Here is a 26,470-nt window from a genome sequence, read left to right on the forward strand (position 1 = left end):
CTGGCCTCCGCGTCGGAAATCGCCGGGTGCGGCACGTCCGCACCGTGCGGCTCTGACAGCAATGCTAACCCGCGTTTGATTCCGTTGCGGCAGGCCAGCCTCTGTCCCGCAGGAAGTCATACTGCCTTCCAGGTGCCATCGGCTATGCGCTCGATTACATAGCGCTTTATCTGTTCGTATGCTGGCGCAAGCTTGCGCTGCAGCTTCAACCGCTTCGCCTCTCCACCCGCCTGCGCCGCCTCAGTCATGACTGTCCTGGTTGCACCATGAACGATTTGCGCGGCGCCGCGCGACGCCAGCCTCAAGTACCGACCGCCCCGGGCAAAGCATCGTTCGCCGAGGCCGCCGCGCTGCCCGCCACGGAGTCCGTTGGTGCCGGAATGCAGAAATCCCGTGAGGGCCGGACCGTCAGCAAGCCGGGCAACGGCGGCGGACCATCATCCATGATCATGTGGAATGCGCGTGTCATGTCGTCCGCAAGCGGACGGTCGTCACGGTAGGTCGGCAAGACAGCGCGAACCTGGCTATACAACGCCTGCGTATACGGCGCGCGCTCGGCCGCGATAGGCTGCAGGTCGTATGCCTGAACCGCGGCAAGCAGTTCAATGCCAAATATGCGGCCGCTGTTGTCGATGACGGCCAGCGCCTTGAGCGCGGCCGGCGTGGCGTGGCAAAGGTGATCTTCCTGCAAGCCGGACGTCACACCGCCGTCGAGGCTCGCGGGCGCGGCCTCGCGGCGGTTCTGCGCGACCAGCGCCGCCGCCGTGTATTGCGCGATCATGAAGCCCGAGCGCGTGCCGCTCGCTTGCGCGAGAAACGCGGGCAACCCGCTCACGAGCGGATTGACGAGACGATCGAGACGCCGCTCCGCCATCGCGGCCACCTGCGCGACCGCAGCCGCGAGGCTGTCCATGGCGAGCGCGATCGACGCGCCGACGGCGTGCGCCTGCGAGAACACGCGCGGCTCCTCGGGCGTGCCGGCGATGATCGGATTGTCAGTCGTCGAGGCGAGTTCGCGGTTCACGACTTCGGCCGTCGCAGCCAGCACATCGCGCGCCGCACCGTGCACATGCGGAATCGTGCGCATGCTGAGCGGATCCTGCGTACGCCGTCCGAGTGCCGCCGCCAGCAGACCGCTGCCCAGCAGCGCCGCGCGCATGCGCGCGCCGACCTGCGCAAGGCCCGGTGAGATGCGATACGCGAGCGAGCCCGCGTCGAACGCCACCATCTGGCCGCCAAGATTCTCAAAGCTCATCGCCGCCACGGCGTCAGCCCAGTCGAGCAGCCGGTGCGCGCGTTGCAGCGCGAGCGCCGCGAGCCCGGTCACGCACGGCGTGCCGTTCACGAGGCTCAAGCCTTCTTTCGCTTCGAGCGACAAGGGTTCGAGCCCCAGCCGGCGCAGCGCCTCGGCGCCGCTGATGCGCTCACCACGCCAGTTCACGTGTCCCGCGCCGACGCACACGAGTGCGATATGCGCCATGTGGCTCAGATAGCCGACCGAACCGAGCGCGGGCACTTCGGGCAGGCAATCGGTCTGGAGCAGCGCGACGAGCCGCTCGACGAGCTCGACGCGCACGCCCGAATGCCCGTGCGCGTAATTGTTGATGGCTGCGGCCATGATCGCGCGCGTCTCCTGCGCGCCGAGCGACGCGCCGACGCCCACCGCGTGGCTCATCAAAATGTTGTGCGAAAGCGTGTGCTGTTCGGCCGGCGACACCACCACGTCGCACAACGCGCCGACCCCGGTGTTCACGCCGTAGGCGCGCATGCCGCGCGCGATGATCTGCTCAACGAGCGCGCGCGCGGCGCCAATGCGCTCGCGCGCTTGCGCGGAAAGCTCGAGCGGTGCGCCTGCCGCGACGGCGCAGACTTCGCGCCAGTCCAGCGGGTTTCCGGTACGGATGACGGTCATGATGAACCCCGACGATGGATCAATGTGCGTTGCGGTCCTGATGGCTCGACACGAACTGGCGGAAGCGCTCCGACTTCAGTTCGCCGAATACCTCCGCGGGCGTGCCGTCCGAATCGACCTGGCCCTGATCCAGGAACATCACGCGATTGGAAACGTGTTTCGCGAAGCCCATCTCGTGCGTGACGACGAGCATCGTGCGGCCCTCGTCGGCAAGCGTGCGCATTACGCGCAGCACTTCGCCCACGAGTTCGGGATCGAGCGCCGAAGTTGGCTCGTCGAACAGCATCACCTTCGGATGCATCGCGAGTGCGCGCGCGATTGCCACGCGCTGCTGCTGGCCGCCCGAGAGATGTGCGGGATAGTGGCCGCGCTTGTCGGCGAGGCCGACCTTCGCGAGCAGCGCCTCGGCTTCCTCGACCGCTTCGGCGCGGCTGCGCTTTTGCACGCGCATCGGGCCTTCGATCAGGTTCTCCAGCACCGTCATGTGCGACCACAGGTTGAAGTTCTGGAACACCATGCCGAGCTGCGAGCGCACGCGGTCCACCTGGCGGCGGTCGCCCGGTTGCAGCTTGCCGTCACGGCGGCGCTTCATCTTCAGCGCTTCGCCGGCAAGCGCGACGGTGCCGTCGTCGGGCATCTCAAGCAGGTTCAGGCAGCGCAGGAACGTGCTCTTGCCCGAGCCGCTCGCACCCAGGATCGAAATCACGTCGCCTTCGTGGGCGTCGAGCGAAATGCCCTTGAGCACGTGATGGTCGCCGAACGACTTGTGGATGTTCCTCACGGACAGGGCGACCGGTGCGACTGCGTTCATACGATTCTCCGGAAAGATGGGCCGATCAAGACGCGACGCGGCGGGTTTCGAGTTGCGTGGCGGGACGGCGCACGACGGTGGGCGCGGCGCGCAGATGGCGCGAGAGGCGACGCTCGACGAGGCCGATGAGGCGCACCACGAGGAAATTCAGGCATAGATAGATCAGCGCAGCGCACGTGAACACCTCCGTCGTGCGATAGGTCTGCTGAATGATCTGTTGCGCGACGCCAGTCACTTCCCAGACGGTGACAAGGCTTGCGAGCGCCGTCGACTTGACGAGCAGCACGGCTTCAGTCGAATAGGCGGGCAGGCACTGCCGCAACGCGATGGGGCCGATCACACGGCGCAGCAGCGCGAAGCCCGACAGGCCGATTGCATGACCCGCCTCGATCTGCCCGACCGGCACGGCCATCAGGCCGCCGCGGATGATCTCGGCGGTGTAGCCCGCCGTGCACAGCGCGAGCGAGAGCACGGCGCACACGTAGGGCTCGCGCAGCACGGGCCACAGGAAGCTTTCGCGGATCACGCCGAACTGTCCGAGCCCGTAGTAGACGAGAAACATCTGGATCAGCAGCGGCGAGCCGCGGAACACGAGAATATAGGCGCGCGCGAAGCGGTTAGGCAGCCAGTGCGGCGAGACGCGCATCGTGACGATCACGAGCGAAAGCAGGCCGCCGAGCACGAGCGAGGTGAAAAAGAGGCTCAGCGTGGTCGGCACGGCGGCAACGAGCTGGCGCGTCGTGTCGAGAAGAAAATCGAAATCGATATGCATGATGAGGCCGCCCTTGCGTCAGTTGCGCGCGAAGTTGCGCTTGAAGGAGCGGCCGACGATCGTCTCCGCCCGGCCGAACACACGGTTCGAAACGCCCGTCATCGCGAGATAGAGCGCTCCGCCAACGACGAAGAACAGGAAGTACTGGTGTGTCGATCCCGCCGCGACCTGGCTGGCACGCAGCAATTCGACGAGACCGGTGACCGAGATCAGCGCCGAGTCCTTGAGGCTCAACTGCCACACATTGCCGATACCCGGCAGTGCGAATCGCAGCACCTGGGGAATAAGGATGCGGCGCGCCATGGTAAGCGTCGGCATGCCGATCGCGCGCGCAGCTTCGAGTTCGCCGCGCGAGACAGCTAGCACGGCGGCGCGATAGACCTCCGTCTGATACGCGCCGGAAATCATGCCCACCGCGAACGCGCCAATCACGAACGGCGGCACGCCGATGAAGCCGTCGGCACCGAACCACTGCCCGATCGAGGACACCAGCGTCGAGCCGCCAAAGTAGAACAGATAGATGACAAGCAGTTCCGGCACGCCGCGGAAGACGGTCGTGTAGAAGTCGCCGATCACGCGCGCCGTGCGAAAGCGCGAGAGCTTTGCCGCTGCGACGAGCGCGCCGAATACCGCGCCGATCGCGAGCGCCGCAAGCGTCAGCACCACCGTCATGAACGCACCGAGCAGGAGCAGGCCGCCCCAGCCATCGGTCCCGAAGCCGAGCATTTCGAAAAGAGCCATCACGCCACCTCAACCAAGCCTGCGAAACAAGCCGCGCGGCATCAGCCTTTCGAGCCGGATCAGGCCGAAGCGCGCGGTCACGTTGTGAGCGACGCTCAGGGCGTCACGTCGGTCTTGAACCACTTCTCCGAAAGCTTCTTCACGGTCCCGTCGGTAATCGCCGACGTTATCGCCGCGTCGAACTTCGCCTTCAGGTCCGCGTCCTGCTTGCGGAACGCGAGGCCTTCGCCCGGCCCCCAGATCAGGCCGCCGATCTTCGGGCCGGCCGTCACCGTCGGCACCGTTTCCTTCTTGTCGGCATTTGCGGCGAAGTACGTCACATCGTCGAACGACGCGTCGATGCGGCCATTGGACAGATCGAGATCGCGTTCCGGCGAGGTCTTGTAGACGCGGATCGACGCGACATCCTTGAAGTTCTCGTTGATGAAGCGCGTATAGACCGTGCCCGACTGAATGCCGATGGTCTTGCCCTTGAGCGCCGTGCGCAGCGCCTGGACGGCGGGCGCGTTCGACTTGGCGTCGGTGTCGAGCTTCAGCGGCGCCGGGGTGGCGGTTGCCTTCGGCAGGATCTTCGTGTCGGTGACCGCGAAGGTCGCCGGCGTGGACGCATACGGCTTCGAGAAGGCAATGATCTTCTCGCGCTCTGGCGTGATCGAGATCGCATCCATCAGAACATCGAACTTTCCGGCTTGCAAGCCGGGAATCATGCCGTCCCAGTCCTGCGCCACGAGATTGCACTTGAGTTGCGCCCGCGCGCACAGGTTAGCGGCGAGTTCGGGTTCGAAGCCGCCCAGCTTGCCGCCCGGCAGCGTCATGTTCCAGGGCGCGTAGCCGCCTTCGAGGGCGATCGTCACTGTCGTCCAGTCCTTCGCCTCGGCGGTGTTGCCCGCAAGCGCCGCCGCTCCAAACGCGGCACCGATCAAACTCTTGACCAACCATCTGCACTTCGCCTGCATGTCCACACTCCTTGGATTGCCGAAAACTTCATTACGGTAGCGCGCCAATCGCGGTTTCATCTTGTCTAGACAAGATGCGGGAAGTCGAATTTTGGCGCAAGCGCAATTTCTGAAAATGTCGCCGATTCAGGGTATCCACCAGGTCAGGGTCTCGGATCTGACGCTTTACCCCGCCTGGCGGCGAACGCACAGTGGCAGTCACGGGTAATCGCATCAGCGACGATGCCGATGCAGTTCGTCGCTGGGCGATAGCCGGGGAAGGCCTTGTCTACAAGTCGCGACTGGACCTCATCGACGATCTGAAGGCAGGTCGACTGGTGGAGTTGTTTCCGCCGGAGTATTGCGAGCCTTCGCCGCTGCACTTGATTTGTGCTCACCGTGCGCGACTGACACCGACGATCAGCGCGTTGAATGCCTTCCTGCGCGAGCGCTGCTCTGCATTGCTGGCCGGCTACCCCTCGAAAGGCTCCCGCCACCGACAGCAATCCGCCAGGTGAACTGGCCGTTGGAATGACGACTTTGTGTGTTGCGCGAACGGCAACTCCCGGCCGAACTGCGCCTTCCGAGCCCCTACCGTTCGGCGTTGAGCAGCCGCATCATCATTCCCACGTTGCGCCGAGCGACATCCCGCTCCAAGTCTCCGCGTTGCGGCCATGCAGCCGCACGATCGCGAGCTCCGGCGCATCGACAATGACGTGCACGATCCCGCGCTGCCTTTCCATTGCGAGCGTCGACTCCCGCTCGTTCTGTTCGGCAAGAGCCTCGGCGCCGCGGGGGTGGAAGCGCCTGTCGACCAGCTGCATCTCGCCGACGACGTTGCGCTCGCGGTCCGCGCGAACGTCGCGGTCATTACGACGCTCTCCGCACAGATCGCCATCGTGGAAAAGCGTCTTCGGGAAAACGTCGCACACACGCGGACTGCGCCCTCTTTACTCCAGTACCCGGCATTGGACAAACGCTTGCGACCGTGATCGTGCTGGAGACTGGCACGCGCCGCCTTCGTGCCGGAAGCCAGTAAGGCCGTAATCAGGTCAGCCCCAATCTTTGTCGCCGGATAGAAGTCAAGATCCGGAATGAAAGGAATTGATGGGGCACGCTTAATTCGCACCCTTTGTCTTATAACAGTTTCACGAATTGATTGAATTAAATGTCATTTCACTTATCCTGTTTCCATAGTCGCGCGATGGTCCAAACCAGCACTCCTCTCGTCGGAGGTCACGGCCAATGAGTCCCGTCGTCGTCACCCTGCTCGTGCTGCTGGGCGTCGGGCTACTGCTCGCGCTCCGCCTCATGGGCATCTACAACGGGCTAGTGGTCGCCCGGAACCGCTTCGCGAACGCCTTCGCCCAAATCGACGTGCAGCTCAAACGCCGCTACGAGCTGATTCCGAACCTGGTCGAAGCGGTCAAGGGCTACATGGGTCACGAAAGGGAGACGCTCGACGCCGTCATCAAGGCCCGCAACAGCGCGATGGCAGCCGAGCAGAAAGTCGCCGCCAACCCCAGCGACCCGGCGGCCATCAGGGGGTTTAACGAGGCCGAGGCCCAGCTCGGCGGCGTTCTGGGCCGGCTCTTTGCGCTATCCGAAGCGTACCCGGACCTCAAGGCCAACCAGAACATGCTCGCCCTGCAGGAGGAACTGAGCTCGACCGAGAACAAGATCGGCTTCGCCAGGCAAGCCTTCAACGACGCCGCCACCGACTACAACAACCAGCGCGAGGTCTTCCCAGCCGTCATGGTGGCCGGCATGTTTGGTTTCAAGGAAGCGTCACTGCTCGAAACCGCAGAGGCCGAGCGCGCAGCGCCCAAGGTGTCGTTCCGGTAACCCGGAACCGCCACGGCTCCGTGCGCTTCACGCTCTCAAAACCGCGCCGACCATGGCCACCAATTTCTTTCAGCAGCAGGATTCGGCACGGCGCAAGACCTTCCAGCTGGTGGTCTATTTCGCCCTCGCGATCCTGATTCTGATCGCCCTCGTGTACGGTCTGTTGGTGGCGCTCAGCACGTATGGCGCTCACGAGCCAGTGTCCTGGTGGCAACCTGACATGCTCCTGCTCGCGGCGCCGGCGGTGGGCATCCTGGTCGGCGGTGCCAGCGCGCTCAAGGTGGCCCAGCTCGCTTCTGGCGGGCAGGCCGTCGCCTTGATGTTGGGCGGTAAGGAGGTGCCCGGCACGACCACCGACGCGCGGCAGAAGCGGCTGCTCAACGTCGTCGAGGAGATGGCCCTCGCTGCGGGAGTGCCGGTGCCCCCCGTATATGTTCTGCCGGAGACCGGCATCAATGCCTTCGCGGCCGGCTACGCCCCGGGCGATGCTGTGGTCGCCGTCTCCCAGGGCTGCCTCGACTACTTGACCCGTGACGAGCTGCAGGGCGTGGTGGCGCACGAGTTCAGCCACATCCTCAACGGCGACATGCGGCTCAACATCCGGCTGATCGGCCTGATCTTTGGGATCATGGCGTTGTCCATCATCGGCCGCAGCCTCATGTTCGCTTCCCGCGGACGCTCGTCGGGAAGACAGGATTCCCGCGGCGGCATGGTGCTACTGGGACTGGGCGTGTTTGTGCTGGGACTGGTGGGAGCGTTCTTCGGTCGGCTGATCATGGCAGCGGTGTCCCGGCAGCGCGAGTACCTGGCCGACGCGAGCGCCGTCCAATTCACGCGCAACCCCGACGGGATTGGCGGGGCGCTCAAGAAGATCGGCGGGCTGGCCGAGGGGTCGCGCATCGACACCCCCCGGGCCGCCGAGGCTGGTCACATGTTTTTCGCCAACGCTTTCGCCGGCGAGGGGCTCGCCGGACTGCTGGCCACCCACCCGCCCCTCGTCGAGCGCATCCGCCGGCTCAATCCCCCGTTCGACGGCCAGTTCCCGGAAGTGCGACCGGTCGATGTCGATCGGGAACAACTCAAGGGCACCCGCCCCAGCCGCGTCCCGCCGTTCGCCGGGGTTCCCACGTTACCGGGGCTGCCGCAGGTGCCGGTGCCGGTATTGGGCTTCGCCGCCGATGCGGCGTCCCGCGTCGGCCACATTGATCCACAAGTGATTGACTACGCCCACGAGCTGCACGACAGCATGCCCGAGGTGCTCCGGGTCGCCGCTCAGGAGCCGTTCAGTGCTCGCGCCCTGGTCTATGCTCTTCTCATGGACCCGCGGGCGGACCTGCGGGAACTCCAGCTGACCCAGCTGAAGGCCGACGCTGAGCCCCAGGACTTCGCGGAAGCCTTGCGGCTGGTTGTCCCTGTCCAGGTACTGCCGGACACGCATCGGTTGCCGCTACTGGACCTGACCTTGCCAGCCCTGCGGCAGATGTCGCCGCGCCAGCACCGGGCTTTCCGCGCCCAGGTCGAGATGCTAGTGATCGCCGACCAGCGGCTGAGCCTGTTCGAGTACACGCTCCGCTGTGTGCTGCATCGCCATCTCGACGCCCAGTTCCTGCCGCAGCGTCAGACGCGTCCAATGCACAGTTCGCCGCAAAAACTGGCGCAGCCGGTGGCGACGGTGTTAGCGCTGTTGGCCTGGGAAGGCCAGCCGGAACCCGACCAGGCCGCCCGGGCTTTCGATACCGGCATGCGCGGCTACATTGGCGGCGACCACACCCACCGCTTGCCGCCCCGCGAGAAATGCACCCTCGCCGGGTTCGACGCGGCCCTGCAAACGCTCGATCAATCCATTCCGGCCATCAAGCAGCGGATTGTCGCCGCCTGCGCGGGCTGCATCGTGGCGAACCAGCAGGTCACCGTCCGTGAAGCGGAGCTGCTCCGCGCCATTTGCGATACGCTCGACTGCCCGCTACCGCCGCTCGTCGCGAGCGAATCGGACAGACGATGAACGACATTGCATGCAGGGCTTTGTCGCGGCAAGGAACGCAGAACAACTGCGATCGCTATGCCGCGGGATCGAAGAACCGGGGCTACACCCCCTGCTCCGGTTTTCTGATCGCGGATGACCCTGCCTGACCGGCGGCTGCGCCGGTGACCGACGCGGCCGTCGCGCTTGGCACGATGTGCAATTCACGGGTGCGCAACGGCAGCGAACATTGCGCGTCGGTCAGTGTTTGACGCACCCGGCGCGCGAGTTCCCAGCGCATGGTCCAGAACATGTCCGTGTTCGACCAGACGCGGATATTCAGCACCGCCGTGCTGTCGTCGAAGCGGATGACCATCACCTGCGGCGCGGGATCGCGGAGCGCACGCGGGTCGGCGGCGGCGAGCGTGCGCAGCGCCTCAAGCGCGCGATCCACATCGTCACCGATCGAGATCTCCACTTCGAGATCGAGCCGGCGCATCGGATTACGGCTGAAGTTGCGGATCGAATTGCTCCACAACGCGCTGTTCGGCACGTATTCGCAGATGCCGTCGGGTTTGGTGAGACGCGTCGTGAACAGATTGACTTCGTCGACCGTGCCCGCAACACTGCCGGCTCCGCCCTCGATATAGTCGCCGACCTTGAACGGCCGCAACACTAGCAGCATGATGCCGGCCGCGATGTTCTGCATCGTGCCTTGCAGCGCGAGACCGACCGCAAGACCGGCTGCGCCAAGCACGGCAATGATGCTGGCCGTCTGGATGCCTAACTGCGACAGCGCACCGACGATCGCGACAATGCGAATGCCCCACAGGCCGATGTCGCAGAGGATCGGTCGCAGCGTGGCGTCCATGCGTGATTGACGCGCAAGAAGCCGGCTCAGCGACATCGAAGCGCGGCGCGCGACCCACCATCCGATCACCAGTATGCCCGCAGCGGCGCCCAGACGAATCGAGAACGCGGTGAGCATATCCAGCAGGAAGGCCCATCTGTCCGAACTGATTTCGACGAGAAGATTCTCCATGTGTCTTGACGATCCCTATATTGGACAGCGGGTAGATTTCCGCGCGCGCATCGACGGTATATGTGGACGAACTCGACTGGCTTCCGGGAATTTAACCAGATAACTTCCGTTTTGGGCATTATCAGCGGTCAAAGCTGCGTGTTTTTTCTGAGCCTGTTATCCAGATCGCTTCTGTCGTAACGGTAGCCGCCCGGGCTAGCGGCTGCCCGCCCCGAGTTCCGTGAACGGCCCCGCCGGCGTGACTTCGAGGAGACGGCGATGTCCTCACGCCCCGTTCGACCTTCTCTGCAGGCCTTTCGATAACCACTCAAGATGCCCACAGAAACTGGGCACAAGCCTGTGGACAACAGGCTCATGACTCGCTCAACTCATTGAGCGCATTGGTTTTCACTCACATGCTTCCGATAGGTCGGCTGCGTCGCGGCCACGCGCATGTCGGACGAGTCGCCGTCGCCGCGGCGGCGCTCTCGCTCACCTTCATCGTGCGCGGCGCGCTGCACGTACCGATTGAAGGATCGGGCGCGCTCTTTCTCGCTGGCGCGGCGCTGCACCTGTTCGCCACCACTTCGATGGGCATTTTCATGGCCACGCTCGAGCGCAGCATGCCGCAGTTCGCCCAGAACGTCATGCTCGCCGCGCCCACCACGCATTTCGTCGAGCTCGGCCAGGCCATACTCTTTCGTGGCGCGGGCATCGCCGTGGTCTGGCAACCGTTCCGGTGGCTCGCGGCGATAAGAGGTCACGCAGCGCATGAATGAGCGCCTGCTACGCCGCGCCGAGGTCGAGCAGCGTATCGGCCTGACCGGATCGACGATCTATCTGAAGATCGCGCAAGGCAAGTTCCCCAAACCCATCAAGGTCGGCGTGGCGGCGGTGCGCTGGCGTGAAAGCGAGGTCAATCAATGGATCGCAGATTGTGCGGCAGGCACATTGCAGCACGACCCGGACGCAGGCAAGGCGCAGATAAAGCCGCCAAGGAAGGCGAAGCGCCAGCGATCCGAGACCTGATCGCAGGACATCCACCCGACCCGCATCGCGCGGGTCTTTTTTTTGCCTGCGCGCTGCGCTCGATCAGATCGCAGTCACACTTCCGTTGTTTGTTAAATCACGTCAATGTATTGATAGTGCATCGCATCCCCGTTGCAAATGCTTGAGTAGCCGGGTAAAAAATTGTCCGTTCGTAGCGCATACCTTATTAAAAATGAGGTCGTAGCCATGCAGCGCTCATTTAACCATTCAAGGAAAAATTCAAGATGCCGATTCCTGCGCATATGTGGCTGAAAGATGATGGCGGCGCAGACATCAAAGGCTCGTCAACCGTTCAGGATCGCGAGGGAAGTATTGAAATTATCAGTTTCGGCCACGGTGTGAATCTGCCGGTCGATGCCGCCAACGGCAAGATCACCGGCGCGCGTGCGCACTCGCCGATTGCGTTCGAAAAGGAGTTCGATGCGGCGACGCCTTATCTTTACAAGGCCGTGGCGAAGGGGCAAACGCTGCAGTCCACCGAGATCAAGTGGTATCGCATCAACGATGCAGGCAACGAGGAAGTCTATTTCGTGATGACGATCGAAGGCGTGAAGGTGTGTGGCATCAACCCCGGCATGGCTAATACCAGGCTGGCGCAGGCATCCGCACTCAATCACGTTGAAGCGGTCTCCATGATGTACGACCGCATCACGTGGCATTACCTTGATGGCAATATCAAATACACCGATTCGTGGAATGAGCGCGGATAAGGGGGCGTGACAATGGCCTATCAGGGTAAGTTTTTGGTGAACAACGAGCAGTTTTCACCGCTCACAATTTTCGGTGTCGGCACGTTCGACGTGTATTCTGGAAACGATCAATACCGCAATCGCGGTGGCTGCACGGCTGTGCCAAGTAACGGTCCGATCCCGGCCGGAAAATACTGGATCGTAGACCGGCCCACTGGCGGTATCGGGTCTCAAGCTTGGGCTTCGATAAAGGACACAGTTAATTCAGCGATTGGGAGTGCGGTACATCATCGCGAATGGTTCGCACTGTATCGGGATGATGGACTCATTGACGACGTGACATGGATTGATGGTGTCAAGCGCGGACAATTCCGGTTGCATCCGGCAGGTGGCGAAGGTATTTCACTCGGCTGTATTACGCTTCCGAGCCGCACGGATTTTCTGAGAATCCGTAACGCGCTGCTGCACACCATGACCATTCCTGCCGGCAATTCGGGGCTTCGCGCCTACGGAACAATTGAGGTCATCGCGTATGGCAACACTTGTCCGTAGGCTGTTCAAGGTGGCGCTATTTGTCGGCCTGTTCTGCCTTTCCGTGCCCTACGTCCACACATACCCCATACCGATGCCGGAAAGGCAGGCGCTTGCGTGGTTACACGCTGCAAATCGGCTTGGCATTCGCGACCCGGATGATTTATACATCCCGGTCATGCTGCTGGCTGATCTGCTTGTGGCGACGCTTGCCTATGTGGTGATCATCAGGCTATGGCAGCACTGTCGCGGCAAAAGGCAACGTTGAGAAATAGCGAATGATGACCGCACCTGTCCGCAGGCTATTCAAGGTCGCGCTGTTTATCGGGTTGTTTCTTATTTCAGTTCGTTATATCCCGCTATCCAATAAGTGGACAGCAAGCGAAGCGCGTGCGTGGTGGCGTGCTTCGGATTGGCTCGGTATTGAAGATCCCGGCGATTTGTATTTCGTGGTATGGCTGTCTATCGAACTGATCGTGGCAGTGCTCGCCTACGCGGTGATCATGAGGCTATGGCGGCGCTATCAACGCAAAAACTAACAGGGTCGATGAGCGGCGATCAGGCCGAATTCATTCCTGCGCGGTCCCGTCCAGTCCGGCGCGTGATGATCGCGTTGCGGGGGTTAACTGGTGGGTCAGAAAGTGCGCGTTTGCTCAGAGCCAGGCGGGACAAGGCTTTGCGCGGCGCGCGCGACTTTTGGTCTGGAAGGCGATCCCTTCGATGATCCCGGTGATATCCGCGATTCTGGTGGAACTCGTCCTGATCTCGCTCATCGTATCGACCATCGGCGGTGCTCAGCGCAATTTTTCAAATGCCGAGTGGCTTCAACTCCGCGAGGAGCGCTTCCATAATGCCTTCGACGGCGAATTTCGTCGAGCAATACACCCCGAATCCCGCCGCCGAGCGATAGCCGCCGATCGAGGACACGTTGATCACATGGCCCGAGCGCTGTCCCCGCATCACTGGCAGCGCCGCACGCGTGACATTGAGCAGTCCAAAAACGTTGGTGCCGTACATGCGACGCACGTCTGCGTCGGCCGATTCCTCTACGGCTGCGAGCAGTCCGAAGCCGGCGTTGTTGACCAACACGTCGATCCTGCCAAACTTTGCCAAAGCGGCGTGCGCGGCTCTTTTGGCCTGCTCCTCGTCAGTTACGTCGAGCGCGACCGGCAACAGCGCAGGTGATTCGCCAAGACGCTCAATGATCGCCCGGACGTTGCGTCCCGCCGCAACCACTGCATTTCCGTCCGCCAGGGCCGCTTGTGCGATCAGTGCGCCTAACCCGCGTGAGGCGCCCGTAACGAACCAGACGCGCTTGAACCGGTGCTGCGTAGCGTTGCTCATGATTTGCTCCCGTTTCGTGGTGAATGTGAAGAGAAGCATAGGGCGCGCGATTAACAGCTACTGGGCATCGAATGCTAGACTCATAATCAACCAATATTTGCGAATGGAGTCAGCCATGAATGAGGTCCGGGCGATTTCGGTGTTCGTCCGTGCAGCAACGCTCGGCAGCTTCCGTCGGGCAGCCGCAGACCTGGGCATCTCGCCGCAGGCCGCGAGCCACGCGGTCATGCAGCTCGAAAAGTCGCTTGGCGTCCGGCTGTTTCATCGGACAACGCGAAAGTTGAGCCTGACCGAAGAGGGGCAAAGACTATTGCAAGGTGTCGAGCCAGCGCTCGCTATGTTGTCGTCCGCGATTGACGATGCTCGCCGTTCAGGGGAAGAAGTTGCGGGGCCCCTACGGATAAGCGCTCCGACGGCGCTCGGGCGAACGGCACTCTGGCCATCGATCCTTGAGTTTGCGGCGCTATACCCTGACGTGCAGATCGATATTCGCTTCGACGATCATTTCACGGACCTCGTCAGCGATCGCGCCGACGTCGGCTTCCGCGGCGGGTCCCCGCCTTCCGAGGGGGCGATTGCCAGGCGACTGCTACCGATTCAGTTGATCGTATGCGCATCGCCAGCCTATCTCGAACGGTACGGCACGCCGAAAACCGTGGACGAGCTCGATGCGCATCGTTGTTCTGGATACCGGCGTGCGAACACCGGCAAGCAGGCGCCGTGGGAATTTATGGTGGGCGGGGAGATTGTGTATCGGGAGATGGCTGCTTCGGTCTGTTCGAACGATATCGACGCTGAAACCGAAGCGGTACTGGCCGGCGTGGCAATTGGGCAGCTTGGAAGCTTCTCGGCCGTCTCACACATCCGGGCTGGACGGCTCGTGCCTTTGCTCACTCAGCATTTGACCCAGCGCGAGTCGATTTACGTCTACTACCGTCGCCGGACGGAACAACCGCTCCGCGTGAGAACCTTCATCGACTTCATCGTTGCGCGCCTCGCGGACAACAGTCAATTTTTCCTCACGGCCGAGGAGTTGGTTACTTCGACGAGCAGAAGCGGCCGCGCCAGGAGCAGACGAAGTGCCGCGTAGGGGTGTCTGTTGCGGCAAGCGTAGCCAGCCGTGGTAAATCACGCGCCAAACGCAAACAAGGCTTCGTAGCGGGACAAGGGCGTGGCGAACGAGCCGTTTCCGCCGGTACATCAATGATCGTGTAACAATCCCTCCAACGACCGCGAGACGCCAGCGAGCGTCGAGCCGGCGGATGCGCACGTCAGCCCGGGAGCATCAGATGAAGCCCATACGTAATGCCGACTCTGCTTCAGGAGAGTGGTACATCGACACTGCATGCATCAATTGCGGTGCATCTCGTCACGTCGCGCCTGGGCTGATCGTCGAGCGCAACGACAGGAGTGTCTTCGTTCGGCAGCCGGCCACACCGGAAGAGCAGCTTGATGCCTGGCGTGCGGTGCTCGTATGCCCTACGGCGTCGGTACGCAGCGAAACGAAACAGCCTCGTCCGAACGCAGCGATCTTTCCGCAGCAGATCACATCGGGCGTGTGGCGCTGTGGATTCAACGCACGGTCGTCGTTTGGCGCACATTCTTATTTTGCCGCGCGTCCGGAAGGCAATCTGCTCATCGACTCCCCGCGCTATGCGGCGGAACTCGTGAAATGGTTTGACGGCGCTGGCGGTATTGCGCACATTCTGCTGTCGCATCGTGACGACGTCGCAGACGCGGACAAATACGCGCGTCAATTCGGCGCGCGCGTCTGGATTCACCGCGAGGACGTGTCGGCCGCCCCATATGCGACGGATCTGCTCGACGACGGGTCAGCACTGAGCATTGCGGCCGGCGTGCGCGCGATCCCTGTACCCGGGCACACTCGGGGTAGCGTCGTGTACCAGCTCGATGATCGCGTGCTGTTCTCGGGTGATTCGCTTGCCTGGAGCCCACGCCAGCAGGACCTCGTCGCGTTCAGGGACGCGTGCTGGTACTCGTGGACAGCGCTCACCGAATCGCTCAGCAAGTTGGCCGCGTATCGCTTCGAATGGCTGCTTCCTGGTCACGGTTGGCACGCGCATTTGCAGGCTGCGGAAATGAATGCCCGCTTGCTCGCATTGGTTGCACGCATGCGAAAGGACTGAATTCGCTGTTTTTCGCTAAAACGCGTCGTCCTTGTCCCTGTGGAAACGCTTGAACTCGAACCGCACGTGCTAAACAATCGCCTCGACCAGGATCGACGAAGTCGTCAACGATCTGGAGCGCGGGGTCGAATGACTCTTCCTGGGTCGCTTGCCGCCTCCAGAGTCCGCAAGAGCCGGGCTCTATAGCCGCTCGATCAAGCGTCGGTCTCCCTGCTCGCAGTATTCATGACACGCCGCACGTGCCGCGTTCGCTGCGCCGTGCACGAAAAGCGGCGCATCCGCGCGTCGGGACATCGACACCACGATGGACGGCGGCGAGGGCTGCAGCGGCAGTTCGACCACCTCGCCTCGCGCGATCAGATCATCGACGAACAGACGCGGAATTGCCGCCACGCCGAAGCCATCGCGCACGAGTTGCACGATCACCGAAATCGATGGCGAACCCGTAATGCGCGTATCCGCGAGCGGCACGCCGTTGGCGAGTGCGAGCTTGCTGACGATGTCCTCCAGCGCGCGATGAGGCGCCGTCCCGCGCCCGAATGTGAGGATCGGATGACGCAGCACGCGTTTCGCGAGTCCGCTGCGCGAAGACGGTAGCAGCCCCGCGCGCGCGATCCAGTGCACCGGATAGTTCGCGAGCGCATCGCAGACGATCGATTCCTCGTCGCTGCCTTCCACGCGAACGATGAGATCGAGTTCGCCCGCCATCAAACGCCGCTGCAGCACCACGCTCACGTCCACCGCAAGCTCCACTTCGAGCTGCGGATAGTCCTTCGAGAGCCGCCGCATATAGTCGGCAAGCCAGCTATGCACGACCGTCTCGATCACGCCGAGTCGCAACTTGCCGCGCATCGCGCCTTCATGTGACGCGGCGGCCTGCAACTGGCGCGTCGCCTCGACCACGGCCTTCGCGTAGCCGAGCAGATATTCGCCGTTCGGCGTGAGCCGAAATTCGCGGCTCTCGCGATCGACGAGCACGGTATGCAATTCGTCTTCCAGTGCCTTCAGGCGCTGCGAGATCGCCGCCGGCGTGGCGTGAAGCGCGGTCGCCGTCGTGCGGAAACTGCGCAGCTTGGCAAGCGTGACGAAGGTTTCGAGGAAGCGCGTATTCATCAGTCAAAGGTGGGCAATGCAACGGGAGCAAACCGCTCCAAAAATCTCAACGTGACTCGGGAAAACCCGCGATTCCGTTAAGAAATTCTATTCACCTGGCGCAAAGAAAACTAGCTGGCGTCAGATTTTCTTCCTTTCTATGCTTCGCCTGACGGTAGGCAAGACGCATCGCCCACCGCAGACAATCCGATGCAACCGCCAGAGCAAGCTAACACCATGACTCCATCCGAATTCCGCCAGGCCGTCCGTCACCGCGACTTCCGTGGCCCGACGGCCGGCCATTGCGGCGACTACGCGCAAGCCAATCTCGCGATCCTGCCCGCTGCGCACGCGCACGATTTCCTGCGCTTTTGCCATGCGAATCCGAAGCCATGTCCGCTGCTCGGCGTGGGCGAGCCTGGCGAGTTCCGCGTGCCGATGCTCGGGCGCGACATCGACATCCGCACCGACGTGCCCGCGTACAACGTCTATCGCGACGGCAACCTGAGCGAGCGCGTCGAATCGATCGAAGCGCTCTGGCAGGACGATTTCGTTGTATTTGCAATTGGCTGTTCGTTCTCGTTCGAGCACATGCTCGCGAAGGAAGGCATCGGCCTGCGCCACGTCGAAGAAGGCCGCAACGTGCCGATGTACCGCACCAGCATCCCCAACCAGCGGGCGGGCGTGTTCGGCGGCGACCTCGTCGTGTCGATGCGGCCGCTGCGCGGCGCCGACGCGATCCGTGCCGTGCAGATCACGAGCCGCTTTCCGGGCGTGCATGGCGCGCCCGTGCATATTGGCGATCCAGCGGAACTCGGCATCGTCGATCTCGCGCGCCCCGAGTTCGGCGAACCGGTGACGATCCGCGCGGGCGAACTGCCTGTCTACTGGGCTTGCGGCGTGACGCCGCAAACGGCACTGACGGCCGCGAAGCTGCCGCTCGCGATTGCGCACGCGCCGGGCCACATGCTGATGACGGATATCACTAACGCGTCGCTGGCTATTTTCTGACCGTCCCGGCGGCGCGCCGCGCCGTCGTGCAACAAGCGATTCACAGCACCTTGAAGCCATCGGGCCGCGCGACCCGGAGGGAATGACGCATCCCTACGTTCGTGCGTGGCTTCGATCGTTTCCCATGCGTCTATCCATAGGAGCAGCAGATGGACAGCAAGACACTCACGGCGAGCGTCGACGATGCCGCCGACATGAAGTCAGGAACGGGAAGCCCGCAGCTTTCCTGGTATGCCGAAGCCGGTCCGCACGCGCGTCGCGCGTTCTGGAGTTGCAAGGTCGGCTACATGCTCGACGGCATGGACACGCAGATGCTTTCCTTCGTCATCCCGACGCTCGTCGCTACCTGGGGCATCTCGCTCGCGGACGCCGGCTTCATCGGCACGTTGACGCTGCTGTCCTCTGCGCTCGGCGGCTGGATTGCCGGCATTCTTTCCGATCGCATCGGCCGTGTGCGCACGTTGCAGCTCACCGTCTTGTGGTTCGCCGTGTTCACCGGCCTATGCGGCCTCGCGCAGAACTACGGCCAGTTGCTCGCGGCTCGCGCGTTGATGGGCTTCGGCTTCGGCGGCGAGTGGACGGCGGGCGCGGTGCTGATCGGCGAGGTGATCCGCGCGCGCGACCGCGGCAAGGCGGTCGGTCTCGTGCAGTCGGGCTGGGCGCTCGGCTGGGGCATGGCGGCCCTGCTCTACGCGGTGCTGTTCTCCGTGGTGGCGCCTGAAATCGCGTGGCGCGCATTGTTCCTGATCGGACTCGTGCCTGCCCTGCTCGTGCTCGCGATCCGCCGCTATGTGAAGGAACCTGAAGTATTCGAACAGGCCAGGGTTCAGCAGTACGACACTCAAGACCCGCCGCGCTTCACTGAGATCTTCTCTCCCAGGCTGCTTTCGACGACACTGCGCGCCGCACTGCTTACGACGGGCGCACAGGGCGGCTACTACGCGATCACGACGTGGCTGCCGACTTTCCTCAAGACCGAACGTCATCTCACGGTGATGGGCACGGGCGGCTATCTGGCGACGATCATCGCGGGCTCGTACGCGGGCTATCTGTGCAGCGCATGGCTCACGGACCGCATCGGCCGCAAGCCGAACTTCATTTTGTTCGCGCTGGGCTCGATGGCGATTGCCTTCGCGTATACGTCGTTGCCGCTCACGAATACCTCGATGCTGTGGCTCGGCTTTCCGCTCGGCTTTTTCGCGTCGGGCATTTTTTCCGGCATGGGCGCGTTTCTCACCGAACTGTTTCCGACCCGTGTGCGCGGCTCGGGCCAGGGGTTTTGCTACAACGTCGGCCGCGCGATCGGGGCGCTGTTTCCAGTGCTGATCGGCGTGCTGTCGAGCCGCTTCGGCCTGGGCACGAGCATCGGGATTTTCGCCGTGGCCGCGTATGGCGTACTGATCATCGCCGCGCTTACGCTGCCCGAGACGCGCGGTCGCGAACTCGAATCGGCCTGATTTTCATTTTGCGCACACCACTACCACTTTCGCATCACGACCACGACACCATGAAGCACGATCACGCCTCCGATGTTTGCACGCCGTCCCGCTGGCAGTTCTGGATCGACCGCGGCGGCACGTTCACCGCGCCTTTCGGCGCGGCAGGTGGACGCGCGGGAAGGCGGGGCAGCAATCGCGTCGAGCGCGCGGACGGCGAGATCGTCGCATTGGGCCATATCGCGAGCGTCGAGATGGCCGCGGGCGACGTGTTCGTGGTGGAAACGCCGGGTGGCGGGGGTTTCGGGCAAGCGTAACGCTTCATGGACTGCGGATGTTCAATGCCAGACAGCGGCGTCGGCTCGCGTCTCACTCGAACCGGCGCCAGATTTTTACGCCATCACGCGTCGACGATCACTTCGAAACCGCCATAGATTAGCCGCTGACCGTCAAAAGGCATTGGCTCTTTTTCCGGTTGCAGCCGTTGGTCGGCCATCACCGCTTTCATCCCTTCGTCTCGCGACTGACGCGACGGCCAGACAACCCAGGAGAACACCACCGTCTCATCATCCTTGCGCTTGATCGCCATTGGGAACGACGTCACCTTGCCCTCTGGCACGTCATCTCCCCAGCACTCGACCACCTTCAACGCGCCGTACTCCTTGAAGACGGCCGCCGCTCTTTCGGCGAACTGCCTGTAAATTTCGCGGTTGGCCGTAGGTACGGGGACAACAAATCCATCGATGTAATTCATTTGCAATCTCCTTGTTTACACACGCACAGTACGTGCCGGTTGGCAGCGCATCGCAACACGGCCGCCCATACGCACGACGAGCGGGGAGTCAACAAATCGACAATAGTCGCGTCCCTTTGCTCTGATAGCCTGCGGCTCTATCTGAATGCGCTGCCCGCTTCTGGCGAAGCAACGAAATGCCCCGGCGTCACGCCGACCGCGCGCCGAAAGTGTCGGCCAAGGTGACTTTGATCGAAAAATCCGACTTCGGCAGCGACCTCACAGGGCGGGACGCCGTCACGCAATAGCCGTTTAGCGTGCTGAATTCGCACCAGACACACATAGCGATGAGGCGAAATACCCACCTCTTTGCGAAACAGGGTGGCGAAGCGCGAAACACTCAACCCGGCGGTGCCGGCGAGCGTCGCGAGGCTGACGGGCTGCGCGAACGAACTCTCGATAAAGGCCACGGCCCGCCTGATCGCGCGCGACATCGCCACGGTCCTATCGCCTGCGCAGTCGTAGAAGACTCCGGTCATGTTCTATCCCCTCGCGCTACGTTTTCGTAGCGGCATCAGACCCGCACCGTGCCAGACTGCGCGAGCACGCTCGCCGCAGCAACAGCGTCGGGCGGCCCGCTCTGGTATCGCTCCAGTTCCGCTTCGCTGCGATGGCACAGCACCTGCGCGCCGCTCGCGAGCGTGCGCACGCTCGGCGACGTGCGATTGCAGACACCGTCGATGCGCATCGGGCATCGCGCGAGAAATGTGCAAAGCTCCGGCTCATGAGTCGACTCACCGATCGGCGGCAACGTCTGATGACAACGCTCGCCCGCTTCTTCGAGCCAGCCGGCGCGAAGCTCCGGCGCCGACGACACGAGCAGATGCGAATACGGGTGATACGGCGGCGCCGACAACGCGTCGCGGTTGCCCGTCTCGACGCGGTGCCCCGCGTACAGCACGACGATGTCGTCGCTGATCGCACGCACCTTGGCGATGTCGTGCGTGATGAACAGATATGACACGCCGAGCTTCTTTTGCAGATCGCGCAGCAGCTCGAGAATGGCAGCGCCGACCACCGTATCGAGCGCGGACGTGACTTCGTCGCACAGGATCAACTTGGGTTCGGCGGCCAGCGCCCGCGCGAGATTCACGCGCTGTTTCTGCCCGCCCGACAGCTCTCCGGTGCGCCGCTGCGCCAGCTCGGCAGGCAGGCGCACCAGGCCGAGCAGTTCGGCGACGCGGCGCCGCGCGGCCTCGCCCTTCATGCCGTGATAGAACTTCAGCGGACGCGCCAGCGTGCGCTCGACGGTGTGCGTCGGATTCAGCGCGGTGTCGGCGTTCTGGAACACGATCTGGATACAGCGAAACTGTTCGCGGCTGCGGCGGCTGAGGTTGGCGGCGAGCGGCTCACCGTCGAGCAGCAGATTGCCGCGCGCCATCGGCACGAGCCCGGCGATCACCTTCGCGAGCGTCGTCTTGCCCGAACCGGATTCGCCGATCACGCCTACCGTCTGACCACGATCGATCACGAGGTCCACGTCGCGCAGAATGACCTTGTGCGGCCAGCCCTTCGCGTCCGTGCGGCCGTAGCCGGCCGTCAGACCGCGCAGTTCGAGCAGCGGCGTGTTCGGCCGGGCTGCGTCGGGAGCCGCCGAGGTGGAGGCAGCCGGGGCGACGGGCGTCACGGCAGCAATCAGGCTTTGCGTATACGGGTGCGCCGGCGCATGCAGAATCTGTTCAGTGCGGCCCGTTTCGCGGATTTCACCGTTGCTTAGCACGACGATGCGATCCGCCATCTGCGCGACCACCGCCAGATCGTGCGATACGTAGACAGCCGTCATTCCGCATTGGCGGATCACGCTGCGAAACGCTTGCAGCACGTCGATCTGCGTGGTGACGTCGAGCGCCGTGGTCGGTTCATCGAGGATCACGAGTTCGGGGTCGGTGATCAGCGCCATCGCCGCCATCAGCCGCTGCAACTGGCCGCCCGACACCTGGTGCGGGTAGCGCCGGCCGATCGTCTCCGGCTCCGGCAGCGCGAGCGCGCGAAACAGTTCGACCGCTTTGGCCCGCGCGGCGCGCTTGCTGAGCGTGCCGTGAATCAGCGCGCTTTCGATCACCTGGTCCATGAGCGGACGCGCCGGGTTGAACGCAGCGGCCGCGCTTTGCGCGATGTAGGCAACCTTGCGGCCACGCAATCCCGCGAGCGCTTTCGGCGAGAGCCCGAGCACGTCGGTGTCGCCCACCCGGATCGCGCCGCCCGCGATGCGGCAGCCGCTGCGTGCATGGCCCATCAGCGACAGTGCGATCGTGGTTTTGCCCGAGCCCGACTCGCCGATCAATGCGAGCACCTCGCCGCGCGCAATCTCGAAGTCGATGTCATGCACGATCGTCGTATCCGGCTCGCCGGGCCGGCTTCCCACCACCCGCAGGCCCCGTACCTCGACCAGATTCGACGGGGGTAGCGGCGCGGTCCTCGAGATGGCCTCAAAGGCCGCGTGAGCACGTCTGAAAAAGGGTGCCTTCATCAGTGGCCTCCATCGGCATCAGGCATGCCCTTGCGGCGGCCATGATGCGGCAGTCCGTCGATCAGCAGGTTCACGCCGACCGTGAGGATCGCGATTGCGATCGCGGGCAGGATCACGACCGGCACGCCTTCACCGAGGCCGGCGATGTTCTCGCGTACCAGCGAACCGAGATCGGCATACGGCGGCTGCACGCCGAGACCGAGAAAGCTCAGGCTGCTCAATAGCAGCACGACGAAAGTGAAGCGCAGTCCGGTGTCGGCGAGTATCGGATGAATCATGTTCGGCAGCATCTCGAAGCACGCGATGTAGAGCGCGCTTTCGCCGCGCGCCCGCGCGACCTGCACGTATTCGAGCGTGCCGATATTGACCGCCAGCGAGCGGGCGATCCGGTACGAGCCCGGCATGTAGCTGATCGCCGCGGTCACGATCAGCAACGGCAGTGACGAGCCGAACGCGGCGACGATCATCAGCGCGAACATCTTCGACGGAATCGACGTCACCGCATCGAGCAGCCGGCTCATGGTTTCGTCGATCCGGCGGCCGGCCACGGCCGCCAGCAGTCCCAGCATGGTCCCCGTGAGCGCCGCGAGCAGCGCCGCCGCCAGCGCGAGCACGACCGTCAGGCGCATCCCGTAGATGATGCGGGTCAACATGTCGCGACCCAGGTAGTCGGAGCCGAACGGCAGCTTCGCGCTGAAGCCCGCGAATACGTCAGGCGTGAGGATCGCGCCGATCGAATGCGGCGCGAGCCACGGTGCGAACGCCGCGACGAACAACGCGCAACCGACCATCGCCAGGCCGATCCAGCCGCCGGTCGACAGGTTCATGCGTTGCGCGAGGCTGCGACGGCGCACCGGTCGAGGCGCCGGGCCTCCGCCGCCGCCCCAGGACCGCGCGGGATCGGCGCCCTGCGGCATCATGCTGCTGCGTTGCACCGGTTCGAGCGCACCGAGCCGGTGAGGCGCATCGGAAGAAGGTCGAAGAATCGTCATGTCCGCAGCCTCGGGTTCGAGATGATGGCGCACAGGTCGGCTAGCAGCACGAGCAGCAGATAGCCGAGGCAGAACAGCAGCGTGCAGGCCTGTACGAGCGGGAAGTCGCGGTTGCTCACCGCGTCGACCATCAGGCTGGCGAGGCCCGGGTAGTTGAAGATGGTCTCGACGACGATCACGCCGCCAAGCAGATAAGACAGGCTCAGCGCGATTGCATTGGCGATCGGGCCGATCGCATTCGGCAGTGCGTGGCGCAGTACCACGCGGGCGGGGCTCGCGCCCTTGAGCATCGCCATTTCCACATACGAAGAACTGAGTTGCTCGATCACGGCGGCGCGTGTCATGCGGGCCATCTGCGCGATCACGACCGCGCACAGCGTGACGACCGGCATTGCATACGCGCGCAGAAAGTCGTGCAGGCTCTCGATCTCACCGCTGTACGACAGCGCTGACAGCCAGTGCAGCTTGACGGCCAGCACCAGCACCGCCAGCGTCGCGATCAGGAACTCGGGCGTGGCGACCAGCGACAGCGTACCGAGGCTCACGATCCGATCGATCAGCGAGTCGCGCTTGACTGCCGCGAGAATGCCCGCCGACACCGCGATCGGCACCGACACCCCGGTGGTGATCGCCGCGAGGGTCAGCGACTTCGGCAGGCGCCCTTCGATCATCTCGGACACCGGCAGATTGCTCGACAGCGACACGCCAAAGTTCGCGTGCAGCAGACCGACGAGCCAATGGAAGTACCGCAGGTATGCCGGCTGGTCGAGGCCGAACTGCAGCCGCAGCGCCGCGACCGTATCCGCCGTTGCCGACTGGCCGAGTGCGGCCTGCGCGGCATCGCCCGGCAACAGGTTGGTGATCACGAAGATGATGATCGAGACAATCAGCAGCGTCAGCGCAGTGACGGCGACGCGCCGGCCGATCAACTGGGCGATATTCCCGTTCATGGGCATGAGCTCCTCGGTTAGGCTGCGCGACACGGCGAGTCACACATGAGCCGTGCCGCTCGGGTGCGCTGCGGCTACCTGCCGCGAGCGGCGCGGCGGGGGCCACCCGCCGCGTCCGGGCGCTTCAGCGGGTCACGCGTTCCACCACACGTACTCGGCGAAGTTGAAGCCCATCATCGCGCCGGTAGGCACGGGCTGGAGCCCTTGCAAGTGCTTGTCGTTCGCATCGAGCAGGCTCAGGAAGGTCGGGATGCCAATGCCGCCCTGCTCCGATACCAGCACCTGCATGTCGCCGTACATCTGCTTGCGTTTCGCATCGTCGGTTTCCGAGCGGGCCACGGCCAGCAACTGGTCGAACTTCGGGTTGTTCCAGCCCGACTCGTTCCACGGGGCGTCCGACTTGAAGAACTGCGTGAACAGCACATCGGCGCTCGAGCGCGGATTGACGTTGCCGAACCCGAGCGGATGCTTCATCCAGTGCGTCGACCAGTAACCATCCGCCGGCACGCGGTTGATGTCCAGGTTCACGCCGATCTTCGCGGCGGACTGCTGCAGCAGCACACCCATCTCGATCGAGCCGTTCGCATCGGTGGTCGCATAGATCGGCGGCAGCGTCGTACCGATTGCTCCGGCTTTCTGGAAGTGGAACTTCGCCTTGTCCGGATCGTGGGGACGCTGCGGCAGCGACGCATCGAAGTAGCGGTGTCCGGGCGGAATCGGCTGATCGTTGCCGATCACCGCATAACCGCGAAACACCGCCGAGCGGATCTGGTCACGGTCGAACAGATACTTCATGCCCTGCACGAAATCGGGGTTGCCCGTCAGCGGGTTGTCGCGGCGCATGATCAGATCGGTATAGAGGCCCGACTTGGTCTCGCGCACCTCATAGCCCGGCGTCGCGGCAATGCGCTGCGTCGCGCGCGGATCGACGGAATTGATCAGGTGAACATCGCCGGACAGCAGCGCATTCACCCGTGCCGCGTTATCGCCGATACCGATCAGCTCGATCTGGTCGAGGTAAGGGCCGCCGCCGGTCTTCCAGAAACTGTCGTTACGGATGCCGACGGTCGAAACGCCGGGCTTGAACGTCTTCAGCTTGTACGGGCCGGTGCCGACGGCGGTCGTGAAGTCCGTCGTGCCGTCCTTGATGATCACGAATTGCGGCGTGGCAAGAATCACGGGCAGGTCCGCGTTGGCGGACGCGAGCGTCAGCGTGACTTCGTTGGGACCGGTCTGCTTCGCCTCCACGAACTGATCGGCCAGCGTCTTCACCTTCGACGCCGTTGCCGGATTCTTGTGACGCATCAGCGAGTAGACGACATCGGCGGGCGCGAGTGGCTTGCCGTCGTGGAACGTGACGCCTTTGCGCAGTTTGATCACCCACACTTTCGCGTCGCTGGTGTCGATCGATTCGGCGAGATTCATCCTCGGCGTCAGCGACGAATCGAGCTGCGTCAGGCTGCTATAGAACATGAAGAAGCGGATGTAATCGGAGCCTGCCGAACCCTTGGCCGGGTCGAGCGTATCCGCGGTCGAGGATGCGTCGTAGGCCACCCGGATCTTGCCGCCTTTCTTCGGCGTGGGTGCCGCGAATGCCGGGCGAGCCCCCGCCAGCAGACCTCCCGCGCCGGTGGCAAGGATGCCGCCGGCGGCCAGCAAACGCATCATGTCACGGCGGCTGAAGCCGCCCGTTTTGATTGGGTCGTCGTACATGCAACTGCTCCTCACTCGAGATTGAACGCGGGGTATCCAGCATTGGTGTTCGACGGCGCTCCGCGTGCTGGTCGCGGCGCGGTGGCATTGCATGAATCGATTTAAGCACTGCAAAAAATGGCGTTGATCGCGTATCGGTGGATTCGACCATTCGAAAACATGGTTTTGAGTGGTCAAAACAGCATGATTTGCCGCTCCTGGCGTTGACCCTGATGTTCTGGACAGGACGCCCCCCACGATGAGAAGTTCGTACTA

General features: G+C 63.5%; 26 protein-coding genes and 3 pseudogenes. 14 read left to right on the plus strand and 15 right to left on the minus strand.

Annotated elements, in window-relative coordinates; translation table 11 throughout:
* Positions 1 to 301 precede the first annotated feature (301 nt).
* The 5 genes from hutH to F6X39_RS30140 all read right to left on the minus strand — a co-directional run bounded on the left by hutH (position 302) and on the right by F6X39_RS30140 (position 5,192).
* Positions 302 to 1,912: a histidine ammonia-lyase gene (gene hutH, locus F6X39_RS30120; RefSeq protein ID WP_187619264.1), complete on the minus strand. Its 1,611-nt coding sequence runs from the start codon at positions 1,910 to 1,912 to the stop codon at positions 302 to 304.
* A 19-nt stretch (positions 1,913 to 1,931) separates the two neighbouring features.
* Positions 1,932 to 2,723: an ABC transporter ATP-binding protein gene (locus tag F6X39_RS30125; RefSeq protein WP_187619265.1), complete on the minus strand. Its 792-nt coding sequence runs from the start codon at positions 2,721 to 2,723 to the stop codon at positions 1,932 to 1,934.
* A gap of 25 nt (positions 2,724 to 2,748) precedes the next feature.
* Positions 2,749 to 3,495, minus strand: a complete 747-nt coding sequence (locus tag F6X39_RS30130; protein WP_184012210.1) for an ABC transporter permease — start codon at positions 3,493 to 3,495, stop codon at positions 2,749 to 2,751.
* Between the two features lie 18 nt (positions 3,496 to 3,513).
* Positions 3,514 to 4,236: an ABC transporter permease gene (locus tag F6X39_RS30135; RefSeq protein ID WP_018422333.1), complete on the minus strand. Its 723-nt coding sequence runs from the start codon at positions 4,234 to 4,236 to the stop codon at positions 3,514 to 3,516.
* A 95-nt stretch (positions 4,237 to 4,331) separates the two neighbouring features.
* On the minus strand, positions 4,332 to 5,192 hold the full coding sequence (locus F6X39_RS30140; RefSeq protein ID WP_187619266.1) for a transporter substrate-binding domain-containing protein: 861 nt from the start codon (positions 5,190 to 5,192) through the stop codon (positions 4,332 to 4,334).
* A gap of 191 nt (positions 5,193 to 5,383) precedes the next feature.
* On the opposite strand from F6X39_RS30140, the gene F6X39_RS30145 reads away from it, so the two are divergent.
* The gene (locus F6X39_RS30145; protein ID WP_316251737.1) at positions 5,384 to 5,689 is read left to right on the plus strand and encodes a LysR substrate-binding domain-containing protein; all 306 of its coding nucleotides are present in this window, start codon (positions 5,384 to 5,386) and stop codon (positions 5,687 to 5,689) included.
* A gap of 129 nt (positions 5,690 to 5,818) precedes the next feature.
* Here F6X39_RS30145 and F6X39_RS37100 read toward each other — a convergent pair.
* Positions 5,819 to 5,956, minus strand: a pseudogene (locus F6X39_RS37100) (DUF72 domain-containing protein); the annotation flags it as partial.
* Between the two features lie 460 nt (positions 5,957 to 6,416).
* Here F6X39_RS37100 and F6X39_RS30155 point away from each other — a divergent pair.
* Positions 6,417 to 7,016 (plus strand): LemA family protein, encoded by a 600-nt coding sequence (locus tag F6X39_RS30155; protein WP_187619267.1) that lies wholly within the window; start codon positions 6,417 to 6,419, stop codon positions 7,014 to 7,016.
* Between the two features lie 52 nt (positions 7,017 to 7,068).
* Complete coding sequence (locus F6X39_RS30160) at positions 7,069 to 9,018, plus strand: M48 family metallopeptidase (protein WP_187619268.1); 1,950 nt, start codon at positions 7,069 to 7,071, stop codon at positions 9,016 to 9,018.
* 82 nt (positions 9,019 to 9,100) lie between these two features.
* On the opposite strand, the gene F6X39_RS30165 is transcribed toward F6X39_RS30160, so the two are convergent.
* Entirely contained in the window at positions 9,101 to 10,018 is a 918-nt protein-coding gene (locus F6X39_RS30165; RefSeq protein WP_184033086.1) for a mechanosensitive ion channel family protein, read from the minus strand.
* Positions 10,019 to 10,452: 434 nt separating this feature from the next.
* Here F6X39_RS30165 and F6X39_RS30170 point away from each other — a divergent pair.
* The 6 genes and pseudogenes from F6X39_RS30170 to F6X39_RS30195 all read left to right on the plus strand — a co-directional run.
* Positions 10,453 to 10,776 (plus strand): annotated as a pseudogene (locus tag F6X39_RS30170) (hypothetical protein); the annotation flags it as partial.
* A complete protein-coding gene (locus tag F6X39_RS37705; RefSeq protein ID WP_187619269.1) occupies positions 10,769 to 11,026 on the plus strand; it encodes a helix-turn-helix transcriptional regulator in 258 nt (85 codons plus the stop codon). The pseudogene F6X39_RS30170 and the gene F6X39_RS37705, both read left to right, overlap by 8 nt.
* Before the next feature lie 245 nt (positions 11,027 to 11,271).
* Positions 11,272 to 11,757 carry an Hcp family type VI secretion system effector gene (locus F6X39_RS30180; protein ID WP_187619270.1) on the plus strand — a complete coding sequence of 162 codons (486 nt, stop codon included), beginning with the start codon at positions 11,272 to 11,274 and terminating at the stop codon, positions 11,755 to 11,757.
* Positions 11,758 to 11,769: 12 nt separating this feature from the next.
* Positions 11,770 to 12,288 carry a DUF2778 domain-containing protein gene (locus F6X39_RS30185; RefSeq protein ID WP_187619271.1) on the plus strand — a complete coding sequence of 173 codons (519 nt, stop codon included), beginning with the start codon at positions 11,770 to 11,772 and terminating at the stop codon, positions 12,286 to 12,288.
* Positions 12,269 to 12,535, plus strand: coding sequence for a hypothetical protein (locus F6X39_RS30190; protein ID WP_187619272.1), 267 nt, complete (start codon positions 12,269 to 12,271; stop codon positions 12,533 to 12,535). The genes F6X39_RS30185 and F6X39_RS30190 overlap by 20 nt, the downstream gene beginning before the upstream one ends.
* 13 nt (positions 12,536 to 12,548) lie before the next feature.
* Positions 12,549 to 12,806: a hypothetical protein gene (locus F6X39_RS30195; RefSeq protein WP_187619306.1), complete on the plus strand. Its 258-nt coding sequence runs from the start codon at positions 12,549 to 12,551 to the stop codon at positions 12,804 to 12,806.
* Between the two features lie 271 nt (positions 12,807 to 13,077).
* Here F6X39_RS30195 and F6X39_RS30200 read toward each other — a convergent pair.
* A pseudogene (locus F6X39_RS30200) lies at positions 13,078 to 13,611 on the minus strand (SDR family NAD(P)-dependent oxidoreductase); the annotation flags it as partial.
* 115 nt (positions 13,612 to 13,726) lie between these two features.
* On the opposite strand from F6X39_RS30200, the gene F6X39_RS30205 reads away from it, so the two are divergent.
* Complete coding sequence (locus tag F6X39_RS30205; protein WP_187619273.1) at positions 13,727 to 14,701, plus strand: LysR family transcriptional regulator; 975 nt, start codon at positions 13,727 to 13,729, stop codon at positions 14,699 to 14,701.
* A gap of 199 nt (positions 14,702 to 14,900) precedes the next feature.
* Positions 14,901 to 15,758 carry an MBL fold metallo-hydrolase gene (locus tag F6X39_RS30210; protein WP_187619274.1) on the plus strand — a complete coding sequence of 286 codons (858 nt, stop codon included), beginning with the start codon at positions 14,901 to 14,903 and terminating at the stop codon, positions 15,756 to 15,758.
* A gap of 180 nt (positions 15,759 to 15,938) precedes the next feature.
* Here F6X39_RS30210 and F6X39_RS30215 read toward each other — a convergent pair whose 3' ends face one another.
* Positions 15,939 to 16,871, minus strand: a complete 933-nt coding sequence (locus F6X39_RS30215; protein WP_187619275.1) for a LysR family transcriptional regulator — start codon at positions 16,869 to 16,871, stop codon at positions 15,939 to 15,941.
* Positions 16,872 to 17,060: 189 nt separating this feature from the next.
* Here F6X39_RS30215 and F6X39_RS30220 point away from each other — a divergent pair, with 189 nt between their 5' ends.
* The 3 genes from F6X39_RS30220 (at position 17,061) to F6X39_RS30230 (ending at position 19,614) form a co-directional block, all read left to right on the plus strand.
* Positions 17,061 to 17,861, plus strand: coding sequence for a putative hydro-lyase (locus F6X39_RS30220; protein ID WP_262414859.1), 801 nt, complete (start codon positions 17,061 to 17,063; stop codon positions 17,859 to 17,861).
* A gap of 149 nt (positions 17,862 to 18,010) precedes the next feature.
* Positions 18,011 to 19,318 (plus strand): MFS transporter, encoded by a 1,308-nt coding sequence (locus tag F6X39_RS30225; protein ID WP_187619277.1) that lies wholly within the window; start codon positions 18,011 to 18,013, stop codon positions 19,316 to 19,318.
* Between the two features lie 50 nt (positions 19,319 to 19,368).
* Positions 19,369 to 19,614: a hydantoinase B/oxoprolinase family protein gene (locus F6X39_RS30230; RefSeq protein WP_262414860.1), complete on the plus strand. Its 246-nt coding sequence runs from the start codon at positions 19,369 to 19,371 to the stop codon at positions 19,612 to 19,614.
* 83 nt (positions 19,615 to 19,697) lie between these two features.
* Here the strand turns inward: F6X39_RS30230 and F6X39_RS30235 are convergent, their stop codons facing one another.
* From F6X39_RS30235 to F6X39_RS30260, 6 genes are all read right to left on the minus strand, one after another.
* Entirely contained in the window at positions 19,698 to 20,051 is a 354-nt protein-coding gene (locus F6X39_RS30235) for a DUF1428 domain-containing protein (RefSeq protein ID WP_187619278.1), read from the minus strand.
* Between the two features lie 137 nt (positions 20,052 to 20,188).
* Positions 20,189 to 20,524 carry an AraC family transcriptional regulator gene (locus F6X39_RS30240; RefSeq protein WP_316251738.1) on the minus strand — a complete coding sequence of 112 codons (336 nt, stop codon included), beginning with the start codon at positions 20,522 to 20,524 and terminating at the stop codon, positions 20,189 to 20,191.
* 80 nt (positions 20,525 to 20,604) lie between these two features.
* Positions 20,605 to 22,560: an ABC transporter ATP-binding protein gene (locus tag F6X39_RS30245; protein ID WP_187619280.1), complete on the minus strand. Its 1,956-nt coding sequence runs from the start codon at positions 22,558 to 22,560 to the stop codon at positions 20,605 to 20,607.
* On the minus strand, positions 22,560 to 23,552 hold the full coding sequence (locus F6X39_RS30250) for an ABC transporter permease (RefSeq protein WP_187619281.1): 993 nt from the start codon (positions 23,550 to 23,552) through the stop codon (positions 22,560 to 22,562). The genes F6X39_RS30245 and F6X39_RS30250 overlap by 1 nt, the downstream gene beginning before the upstream one ends.
* Positions 23,549 to 24,502, minus strand: coding sequence for an ABC transporter permease (locus F6X39_RS30255; RefSeq protein WP_026226132.1), 954 nt, complete (start codon positions 24,500 to 24,502; stop codon positions 23,549 to 23,551). Before F6X39_RS30255 ends, F6X39_RS30250 begins: the two co-directional genes overlap by 4 nt.
* Positions 24,503 to 24,634: 132 nt before the next feature.
* Entirely contained in the window at positions 24,635 to 26,215 is a 1,581-nt protein-coding gene (locus tag F6X39_RS30260; RefSeq protein WP_187619282.1) for an ABC transporter substrate-binding protein, read from the minus strand.
* Positions 26,216 to 26,470 lie beyond the last annotated feature (255 nt).

The organism is Paraburkholderia sp. UCT2, assembly GCF_014397665.1.
Taxonomy (GTDB): domain Bacteria; phylum Pseudomonadota; class Gammaproteobacteria; order Burkholderiales; family Burkholderiaceae; genus Paraburkholderia; species Paraburkholderia tuberum.